This is a genomic window from Streptomyces sp. B15 (assembly GCF_018070605.1).
GTDB lineage: Bacteria > Actinomycetota > Actinomycetes > Streptomycetales > Streptomycetaceae > Streptomyces > Streptomyces smyrnaeus.
In genome coordinates this window covers 87,371-97,346 of sequence record NZ_JAGPXJ010000021.1, presented here as the reverse complement: position 1 = coordinate 97,346, position 9,976 = coordinate 87,371, and the positions used below count along the sequence as shown (strand labels likewise).

6 protein-coding genes are annotated in these 9,976 nt (G+C 70.8%); 3 read left to right on the top strand and 3 right to left on the bottom strand.

Annotated features, from left to right (window positions below; all coding sequences use genetic code 11):
• Positions 1-40: 40 nt before the first annotated feature.
• On the bottom strand, positions 41-1,309 hold the full coding sequence (locus KBY19_RS12875; RefSeq protein WP_210965793.1) for an extracellular solute-binding protein: 1,269 nt from the start codon (positions 1,307-1,309) through the stop codon (positions 41-43).
• 356 nt (positions 1,310-1,665) lie between these two features.
• On the opposite strand from KBY19_RS12875, the gene KBY19_RS12870 reads away from it, so the two are divergent.
• The 3 genes from KBY19_RS12870 (at position 1,666) to KBY19_RS12860 (ending at position 5,349) form a co-directional block, all read left to right on the top strand.
• On the top strand, positions 1,666-3,255 hold the full coding sequence (locus KBY19_RS12870; protein WP_247690922.1) for a glycoside hydrolase family 13 protein: 1,590 nt from the start codon (positions 1,666-1,668) through the stop codon (positions 3,253-3,255).
• 25 nt (positions 3,256-3,280) lie between these two features.
• Complete coding sequence (locus KBY19_RS12865) at positions 3,281-4,294, top strand: LacI family DNA-binding transcriptional regulator (protein ID WP_210955443.1); 1,014 nt, start codon at positions 3,281-3,283, stop codon at positions 4,292-4,294.
• A 116-nt stretch (positions 4,295-4,410) separates the two neighbouring features.
• Positions 4,411-5,349 (top strand): phosphatase PAP2 family protein, encoded by a 939-nt coding sequence (locus KBY19_RS12860; RefSeq protein WP_247690914.1) that lies wholly within the window; start codon positions 4,411-4,413, stop codon positions 5,347-5,349.
• A 39-nt stretch (positions 5,350-5,388) separates the two neighbouring features.
• Here KBY19_RS12860 and KBY19_RS12855 read toward each other — a convergent pair whose 3' ends face one another.
• Positions 5,389-8,436, bottom strand: a complete 3,048-nt coding sequence (locus tag KBY19_RS12855) for a bifunctional [glutamine synthetase] adenylyltransferase/[glutamine synthetase]-adenylyl-L-tyrosine phosphorylase (RefSeq protein WP_210965791.1) — start codon at positions 8,434-8,436, stop codon at positions 5,389-5,391.
• A gap of 156 nt (positions 8,437-8,592) precedes the next feature.
• Entirely contained in the window at positions 8,593-9,954 is a 1,362-nt protein-coding gene (gene glnA / locus KBY19_RS12850; RefSeq protein WP_099880188.1) for a type I glutamate--ammonia ligase, read from the bottom strand.
• Between the last annotated feature and the right edge of the window lie 22 nt (positions 9,955-9,976).

The following is a 9,976-nucleotide window of genomic DNA, read 5'->3' as shown; positions in this document are numbered from 1 at the left end:
GGCCCAGGATGAGGCCCGCAGCCATTGGAGGCGGGCATCATCATTTGTAATCCTTCAAGAGCTTGCGGAACTCGGCGCCAGTCTTGGCGGCAGCCTCCTTCGGCGACTTGCCCCCGGCAAGGACCCCGTCGACGCCGACCCGAACAGGCTCGAAAAGGGAGTTGCCCTCGGCGATCCAGGGCCGCTGCACGGCCTTCTCCACGGCGGGCCGGAAGAACTTCACCATCTCGTTGCGCCGCACGGCATCCCTCTCGTACACGGACTTCCGCGTGGGCAGGAGCGACAGCTCCTTCGTCGTGCGGGCCTGCACCTCGGCGCTGCTCATGTACTTGGCGAACTCCTGCGCCGCGCGCATGTTCTTGCTGCCGGCGTACACGGACAGGTTCCAGCCGCCCTGCGGCGACCCCTGCGCCTTGCTGCCGGCCGGTACGGGGGCCACGCCCAGGTTGTCGGCGTCGGCGCCCTCGAACTCCTTGCCCTCGCGGGCGAGTGCGATGTCCCAGGGGCCGTCGATGATCATGGCGACCTTGCCTTCCTGGAACGCCTTGATGCCGTTCTCCTGGCCGTCGCTGGAGTCGGTGACGGCCGCCTTGGAGTCGACGAGGTCCTTCATGGCGGCCAGCGCCCGCACACCCGGTTTGTCGTCGACGGTGACCTTCTTGCGCTCGGCGTCGATCAGGTCGCCGCCCTCGCCGTAGAGGTAGGGCAGGAACCAGTAGGGGTCGTCGCCGCGCAGGTACAGCGCGGTGGCGCCGGTCTTGTCCTTGATCTTCTTGGCGTTCTTCTTCAGCTCTGCGAACGACGTGGGGACTTCCACTCCGGCCTTCTTCAGCAGCCGCTTGTTGTAGAAGAGGCCGAGGGTGTCGGTGACCTGTGGAACCGCGTAGGTCTTGCCCTTGAAGCGGGTGGAGCCGGCTGCTGTCTTGAGGTAGTCGGACTCGTTGTCGAGCGCCGGGGTGCCGTCCAGCGGGGCGAGGTAGCCGAGGTTGGCGAAGTCGGCGACCCAGGCGACCTCGGTGCGCATCACGTCGGGTGCTCCGGAGTTGCCGCCGGCCGCGTTCTTGAACTTCTGGTTGGCGTCTCCGAAGTTGACGTGCACGTACTTGACGTCCACCTTGGGGTGCTTCTTCTCGAAGTCCTCGGCGATCTTCTTGTAGGTGTCCTTCTCGCCGTCGTTCGAGGTGTCCCAGTAGGTGACAGTGCCTTCGATCTTGCCGTTGCCGTTGTCGGCACCGTCCGAACCGCCGCAAGCCGTTGCTGCAAGTGCCAGCCCCGCTACCAGCGCGGTGGCGCCTATGCCACGCCGCATGTCCGATCCCTCCGCAAGGTGAAAGGGCGCACGCATCGACATCTGCTGGCCTGTGGCGGCGCCCGGCTGCGGAGGAACGTAACAGCGGTGACATCCGGAGGAAAGACCTTGCCGCAAATTTCTGCAAGAATGCGAGGCGCACCGCTCGCGCACGTAACTCCTGGGCCGTGTCCGCGTTGTCACCCTTGACACTGGCTTGCCACCCTTCGCGACCCGTACCGGATCCCGCCCGATGGGGAAGACTTGTGACCCAGCACGCCACCACCCAGCACACCGTCGGCTCCGCCCCGGCGGTCAGCTCCGACCCGGCGGTCGACTGCGACCCCGCGCCCGCGTCCAGCCCACCGCAATCCTCCTTGGGCTGGTGGCGGGACGCCGTCATCTACCAGATCTACGTCCGCTCCTTCGCCGACAGCGACGGGGACGGCGTGGGTGATCTGCCGGGCGTGCGGCAGCGGTTGCCCTATCTGGCCGAGCTCGGCGTCGACGCCGTATGGCTGACGCCGTTCTACGCCTCCCCGCAGGCCGACGGCGGCTATGACGTGGCCGACTACCGGGCGGTCGACCCCCGCTTCGGCGAGCTGTCGGATGCCCGTGCGCTGGTGGACGAGGCGCATGCGCTCGGGCTCCGCGTCATCCTCGACATCGTTCCCAACCACACCTCCGACCAGCACCCCTGGTTCCGGCGCGCGCTGGCCGGCGACCCCGAGGCACGGGAGCGCTACTACTTCCGCGACGGCCGGGGCGAGCGCGGCCAACTGCCGCCCAACGACTGGGAGTCCGTCTTCGGCGGCCCGGCCTGGAGCCGGGTGCCCGGCTCCGAGGGGCAGTGGTATCTGCACCTGTTCGCGCCCCAGCAGCCTGATGTGAACTGGCAGCATCCGCGCGTCCACGAGGAGTTCGACTCGGTGCTGCGGTTCTGGCTGGACCTGCGGGTGGACGGCTTCCGCATCGATGTGGCGCACGGCATGGTCAAGGCCGAGGGGCTGCCCGACATCGGCTCGCGTGAACAGGCACGCATGGTCGGTGCGCAGCAGCTGCCGTTCTTCGACCAGGACGGTGTGCACGAGATCCACCGCTCCTGGCGCCGGCTGCTGGAGTCCTACGGTCCCGACCGGATCGGTGTCGCCGAGGCGTGGGCGCCGACCGCCGAGCGGCTGGCGCTGTATGTGCGCCCCGACGAGCTGCACCAGGCGTTCAACTTCCACTTCCTGCAGGCCGGATGGGACGTCGGTGAGCTGCGGAGGGTGATCGAGGAGTCGATGGCGGCCACCACCGGTGTCGGCGCACCGACCACCTGGGTGCTCTCCAACCACGACGTCGTACGCCACCGCACCCGGCTCGGCTCGCTGGCCCGGGCCCGCGCCGCCGCGCTGCTGATGCTCGCGCTGCCCGGCTCCGTCTACCTCTACCAGGGGGAGGAGCTGGGCCTGCCGGAGGTGACCGAACTGCCCGACGAGGCGCGCCAGGACCCGGCCTTCTGCCGTGTCGTGCCCGGCACGTCGGCCGAGGGCCAGGAGGGGCTGCGGGACGGCTGCCGGGTTCCGCTGCCCTGGGAGACGGAGGGGCCCTCCTACGGTTTCGGCCCGGCCGGAAGCTGGTTGCCGCAGCCGTCGGACTGGCGCGGGCTTTCCGTGCAGGCCCAGACCGGCGATCCGCTCTCCACCCTGGAGCTGTACCGCACCGCGCTGCGGCTGCGCCGGCTGCTGCCGGGGCTCGGCGACAGCGCGATGGAGTGGCTGGAGGCGCCCGACGGGGTGCTCGCGCTCTCCCGCCCCGGTCTGGTCTGCCTGCTCAACACCCGGGAGGAGGCGGTGTTCATGGATCCGCCCGGCGAGCTGCTGCTCTCCTCGGTGCCGGAGGAGTCCCGGGACTCGATGGAGGACGGGGCGCCCGCCGGGCAGCTTCGTATCCCGGCGAATTCCTGCACTTGGTGGGCAGCCTGATGCCGGGCCGGTAAGGTCCAGTCCTGTGACCGCGCGGCTGGCTGACATCGCAGCACAAGCGGGGGTCAGCGAAGCCACCGTCAGCCGGGTGCTCAACGGCAAGGCGGGAGTGGCGGCGACCACCCGCGAATCAGTGCTGGCCGCCCTCGATGTGCTCGGGTACGAGCGACCCGTCAAGCTGCGCCGCCGCAGCGAGGGCCTCGTAGGGCTGATCATCCCCGAGTTGGAGAATCCGATATTCCCGGCCTTCGCGCAGGTCATCGCGCAGGGCCTCACCCGGCAGGGCTACACCCCGGTCCTCGCCACCCAGACCCCCGGCGGCTCCACCGAGGACGAGCTGACGGAGATGCTGGTGGAGCGCGGCGTCGCCGGGATCATCTTCGTCTCGGGGCTGCACGCCGATACGACCGCCGACGTCGGGCGGTACGAACGCCTGCACGGCCAGGGGGTTCCCTTCGTCCTCGTCAACGGCTTCTCCGAGGGGGTGCGGGCGCCCTTCGTCTCCCCCGACGACCGTGCCGCCATGCGGCTGGCCGTCACCCATCTGGTCTCGCTCGGCCACGAGCGGATCGGGCTGGCCCTCGGGCCCGAGCGCTTCGTGCCGGTCCAGCGCAAGATCGAGGGCTTCACCGGGACCATGCGCGAGCACTTCCGCGGTGATCCGGCCGAGCTGATCCAGCACTCCCTCTACACCCTCGAAGGCGGCCAGGCGGCGGCGGCCGCGCTGCTGGCGAGGGGCTGCACCGCCGTGGTGTGCGCCAGCGACATGATGGCGCTCGGCGCGATCCGCGCGGCCCGGCAACGCGGGCTCGCCGTGCCGGACGACATCTCGGTCATCGGTTTCGACGACTCCCCCCTCATCGCCTTCACCGATCCGCCGCTGACCACCATCCGGCAGCCGGTCACCGCGATGGGGCAGGCGGCCGTACGGGCGCTGCTGGAGGAGATCGGCGGTACGCCGGCGCCGCACAGCGAGTTCGTCTTCCTCCCGGAGCTGGTGGTACGCGGATCCACCGCGTCCCGTAGGAGGAACCAGTAGGAGGAGCCCGTAGGAGAAGTAGTTCTCCGGGGTCCACCGAGGGTACGACGCCGGGTGTCCAAGACCCGACCGCAGGATGATCGGCCCGTGGCCCCCATCTGGCAGACTGTCGCTCTATGGGGGTACCGACGACGAGGACCGAAGACGACAGCCGGCAGGACACCGCCGAAGACCCTGCGGGCCACGCCACCGCCGACCCCGAAGAGGTCGCGGAGCGTGTCACCGCCGAGAGCGGCGAAGGCGCCGCGGGGCATACCGCCGCGGGCGGTGAGCCGCCAAAGGCGGCAGCCGACGCGCAGCGCGGCGTCCTGGCCCGGTGGCGCTCCCCCCGGCACCCCCGGCTGTGGTTCGAGATCGTCCTGATCGCGGTCAGTTACTGGACGTACTCCCTGATCCGCAACGCCGTTCCGGAGCAGCGCGCCGAGGCGCTGCGCAACGCCGACTGGATCTGGCGCGCCGAGCACACGCTCGGTATCGCCGTCGAGCACTCCATCAACCATGCCGTCGGCGGTGTGACGTGGTTGATCGTCTCGATGAACTACTACTACGCCACGCTGCACTTCGTCGTGACGATCGGGGTGCTGGTGTGGCTCTACCGCACCCATCCGGGGCGGTACGCCGCCACCCGGCTGGTGCTCTTCGCCACGACGGGTACGGCGCTGCTGGGCTACTACCTCTTCCCGCTCGCGCCGCCTCGGCTGATGGACGGCGGGAACTTCATCGACACCGTGCAGGTGCATCAGACCTGGGGGTCGATGGCGTCCGGGAACCTCGCCCAGATGTCCAACCAGTACGCGGCCATGCCCTCGATGCACATAGGGTGGTCCGTGTGGTGCGGGGTCACCATCGCGATGCTGGCCCGCCCGGTGTGGGTGAAGGTGCTGGGGGTGCTGTACCCGGTCACGACACTGACCGTCATCGTGAGCACCGCCAACCATTTCTGGCTGGACGCCGTGGGCGGGCTGCTCTGCCTCGGTCTGGGCTTCGCCCTGTCCTACGCCTGGTACGGCCGAGTCTCCTACCGTCTCCCCCGGTTGGCCACCGCCCCGGCGTGAGCGCCCAGGCGTGAGGGGCCGCCCCTGGAGCGGGCGGGCTCACTCGGCGTCGTAGAAGAGGCGGTCCACCACGGCGCGGGCCCGCCGGGTCACCCGACGGTAGTCGTCGAGCATTTCCCCGACGTGCCCCGGCTCGTACCCCAGGTACCGGCCCACCGCTGCGAGCTCCCTCGATTCGGAGGGGAAGGTGTCGCCGGGGCGCCCCCTCACGAGCATCGCGGCGTTGCGCACCCGGGAGGCCAGCACCCACGCCTCGTCGAGCACGTCCGCGTCGTCCTCGCCGATCAGGTCGGCCTGCCGCGCGGCGGCGAGCGCGGCCCGGGTCCGGGTGGTCCGCAGAGCGGGCAGTTCCGCGCCGTGCCGCAGCTGCATCAGCTGCACCGTCCACTCGACGTCGGTGAGCCCGCCGCGCCCCAGCTTGGCGTGGGTGGTCGGGTCCGCGCCGCGCGGGAGGCGTTCGCTCTCCATCCGGGCCTTGAGGCGGCGGATCTCGCGTTCGGCGTCGTCGGACAAGCCGCCGGTCGGGTACCGCAGCGGATCGATGAGTTCGATGTACCGCTCCCCCAGCCCCGCGTCCCCCGCGACGAACTCGGCGCGCAGCAGTGCCTGGCTCTCCCAGACCACCGACCAGCGGTCGTAGTAGGCGGCGTAGGAGGCCAGCGAGCGGGCGAGGGCGCCGGATTTGCCCTCGGGGCGCAGGTCGGCGTCGATGAGCAGCGGCGGGTCGGAGGTGGGGAGCTGGAGGAGTCGCCGCATCTCGGTGGCGACCGCGAACGCCGCCTTGCCGGCCTCGTGTTCGCTGACCCCCTCCCGCGGCTCGTGCACGAACAGCACGTCCGCGTCGGAGCCGTAGCCCATCTCGTGGCCGCCGAAGCGGCCGACGCCGATGACCGCGAACCGGGTGGGCAGTTCGTCGCCCCACTGCTGGCGGACGGCGGCGCGCAGGGCTCCGGCGAGGGTGGCGGCGTTGATGTCGGTGAGCGCGTCGCCGACCCGGTCGAGGGCTTCGCCGGGCTCTTGCTGGGCGATGTCCTCGGTGCCGTACGCGCCGATCAGGTCGCCGGCGGCGGTGCGGAACAGCTCCCGGCGGCGCACCCCGCGCGCTGCGGCGACGGCCGCCTCGGCGCCCTCGGCGCGGCCGACGGCGGCCAGGGTCTCCTGGGTGAGCGCGGTCCGTGAGCGGGGGCGCAGCCCGTGCTCGTCGCCGAGGAGGGCGACGGCTTCGGGGGCGCGCAACAGCAGATCGGGGGCGAACCGGCCGGCCGACAGGACGCGGGCGAGGTTCTCCGCCGCGGCGCCCTCGTCCCGTAGCAGTCGCAGATACCAGGGCGATTTGCCCAGCGCGTCGGAGACCTTGCGGAAGCCGAGGAGGCCCGCGTCCGGGTCGGCGGAGTCGGCGAACCAGCCCAGCAGTACCGGCAGCAGGGTGCGCTGGATGGCGGCCTTGCGGGTGACGCCGGAGGCCAGCGCCTCCAGGTGGCGCAGCGCGGAGGCGGGGTCGGCGTAGCCGAGCGCTTCCAGGCGCTGCCGGGCGGCCTGCGGCGAGAGGCGTTCGTGCCCGGCCTCCAGTTGGGCCACGGCGTCCAGCAGCGGCCGGTAGAACAGCTTCTCGTGCAGTCGCCGTACGGCCGAGGCGTGCCGCCGCCATGCCTTGTGCAGTTCGGTGACGGGCTCGCTGCGGTAGCCGAGCGAGCGGCCGAGGCGGCGCTGGTCGGCCTCGGCCTCCGGCATCAGATGAGTGCGGCGCAGCTGGTGCAGCTGGATGCGGTGCTCCATGGTGCGCAGGAAGCGGTAGGCGGCGTCCAGGGCCGCCGCGTCCTGCCGGCCCACGTAGCCGCCCGCGGCCAGCGCGTCGAGCGCTTCGAGCGTGGTGGGGCTGCGCAGCGAGGTGTCGCTGCGGCCGTGCACGAGCTGGAGCAGTTGTACGGCGAACTCGACGTCCCGCAGCCCGCCGGGGCCCAGTTTCAGCTCGCGGTCCAGCTGGGCCGCGGGGATGCTGGCGACCACGCGGCGGCGCATCTGCTGGACGTCGGTGACGAAGTTGTCCCGCTCGGCCGCCTGCCACACCAGCGGCGTCACGGCGTCCACGTACTCGTAGCCCAGCTGTGCGTCGCCCGCCATCGGGCGGGCCTTGAGCAGCGCCTGGAACTCCCATGTCTTGGCCCAGCGTTGGTAGTAGGCCAGATGGCTGCTGAGGGTGCGCACCAGCGGCCCGTTGCGGCCCTCGGGGCGCAGATTGGCGTCGACGGGCCAGATGGTGCCCTCGGCGGTGGTGTCGGAGCAGATCCGCATCATGCGGGCGGCGATCCGGGTGGCCGCCTTCAGTGCCTGTTCGGACTCGTTGCCGCTTTCGGTGCCGGGGCTGCCGGCGGCCGGTTCGGCGACGAAGATGACGTCCACGTCGGAGACGTAGTTGAGCTCGTGACCGCCCGCCTTGCCCATGGCGACGACGGCCAGCCGGCAGGCGGCGGCGTCCTCGGGCGCCTCGGTCTCGGCGATCGTCAGCGCCCGGCGCAGGGTGGCGGTCGCCAGGTCGGCGAGTTCGGCGGCGGTCTGCGCCACATCGCTGGTGCCGCACACGTCGCGGGCCGCGATGGACAGCAACGCCCTGCGGTAGGCGACCCGCAGCGCGTCGGGCCCGTCGACGTCCTGCAGCGCCGCCTCGAACTCGGCCACCCCGGGGTGGAGGTCGGCCGACTCGTAGGTGACCAGCGCCTCCCAGTCGTGCGGATGGCCGGCCAGGTGGTCGGCCAGCGCGTCGGAGGCGCCGAGCACGCCGAGCAGCCGGTCACGCAGCGGCTTGGCGCCCAGGAGGGTGTCGAGGAGGGGCTGGGCGTCCTTGTCGCGGGCCTCCTGCGCCTCGATGAGCCGGACGAGGCCGAAGAGGGCGAGGTCCGGGTCGGCGGTGGCGCCGAGCGCGTCGAGGAAGAGGGCGTCGTCGCGGACGGGCGCGAGTGAGGGGCTGTCGAGGAGCCGTGCGGCGGCTTCCGGGTCCGTGAAACCGTGCCGCAACAGTCGCCCGTACCGGGTGCCCCGCCGCCCTTCTGGTGCCACGCTCACTCCTCTTGTTCCATATCCCGGCCCCATCCGCCGGACTCCGTCCGAGGGCCCTCCTTGCCCGTTTTCCGCGGGGGACACCGCCACGCCCCGGAGGGGGTACAACGTAGCCCCTCCGGTGTCCGGGCAGCGGGTGCCGGCGGCCGGAGCCTTTCCGGGGAAACGGTGACAGGGTGGGACAGGGGCCTACAGCACCGGCAGGCTCTTACGCAACTCGAAGGCGGTGACCTCGCTGCGGTACTCCTCCCACTCCTGCTTCTTGTTGCGCAGGAAGAAGTCGAACACGTGCTCGCCCAGCGTCTGGGCGACCAGTTCGCTGCGTTCCATGAGACTGATCGCCTCCCCGAGGTTCTGCGGCAGCGGCTCGATCCCCATGGCGCGCCGCTCCGCGTCGGAGAGCGCCCACACGTCGTCGTCGGCCCCGGCCGGGAGTTCGTAGCCCTCCTCGATGCCCTTGAGGCCGGCGGCGAGCAGCACGGCGTAGGCGAGGTAGGGGTTGGCTCCGGAGTCGAGGGAGCGCATCTCGATGCGGGTGGAGCCGGTCTTGCCGGGCTTGTACATCGGCACGCGGACCAGCGCGGAGCGGTTGTTGTGGCCCCAGCAGATGTACGAGGGGGATTCGCCGCCCTCTCCGGCCGTGCGGTTGGCGCCGCCCCAGATGCGCTTGTAGGAGTTGACCCACTGGTTGGTGACGGCGGAGATCTCCCCGGCGTGGGTGAGCAGCCCGGCGATGAAGGAGCGGCCGACCTTGGAGAGCTGGTACTCGGCGCCGGACTCGTAGAAGGCGTTGCGGTCGCCCTCGAACAGGGAGAGGTGGGTGTGCATGCCGGAGCCGGGGTATTCGGAGAACGGCTTGGGCATGAAGGTGGCCTGGACGCCCTGTTCCAGTGCGACCTGCTTCATGACCAGGCGGAACGTCATGATGTTGTCGGCGGTGGACAGCGCGTCGGCGTAGCGCAGGTCGATCTCCTGCTGGCCGGGGGCCCCCTCGTGGTGGGAGAACTCCACGGAGATGCCCATGGACTCCAGCATGGTGATGGCCTGGCGGCGGAAGTCCATGCCGACGTTCTGCGGGGTGTGGTCGAAGTATCCGGAGGAGTCGGCCGGGACGGGGCGGGAGCCGTCCACCGGCTTGTCCTTGAGCAGGTAGAACTCGATCTCCGGGTGGGTGTAGAAGGTGAACCCGAGGTCGGAGGCCTTGGCCAGCGCGCGCTTGAGGACGTAGCGCGGGTCCGCGTAGGAGGGGGAGCCGTCCGGCATCAGGATGTCGCAGAACATGCGTGCGGTACCGGGGGCCTCGGCCCGCCACGGCAGTATCTGGAAGGTGCCGGGGTCGGGCTTGGCGATCATGTCGGACTCGTAGACGCGGGCGAAGCCCTCGATGGCCGAGCCGTCGAAGCCCATCCCTTCATCGAAGGCCTGTTCGAGCTCGGCGGGGGCGACCGCGACCGATTTCAGGAAGCCGAGGACATCGGTGAACCAGAGCCGGACGAACCGGATGTCGCGCTCCTCCAGCGTGCGGAGGACGAATTCCTGCTGCTTGTCCATGGGGCCTATCCTTGCAGGTCAG

What these genes read in the sequence shown, in the direction of transcription:
- KBY19_RS12875 (WP_210965793.1), bottom strand. Translation starts at nt 1,309, where the DNA reads ATGCGGCGTGGCATAGGCGCCACCGCGCTGGTAGCGGGGCTGGCACTT.
- KBY19_RS12860 (WP_247690914.1), top strand. Translation starts at nt 4,411, where the DNA reads ATGGGGGTACCGACGACGAGGACCGAAGACGACAGCCGGCAGGACACC.
- KBY19_RS12855 (WP_210965791.1), bottom strand. Translation starts at nt 8,436, where the DNA reads ATGGGGCCGGGATATGGAACAAGAGGAGTGAGCGTGGCACCAGAAGGG.
- glnA (WP_099880188.1), bottom strand. Translation starts at nt 9,954, where the DNA reads ATGGACAAGCAGCAGGAATTCGTCCTCCGCACGCTGGAGGAGCGCGAC.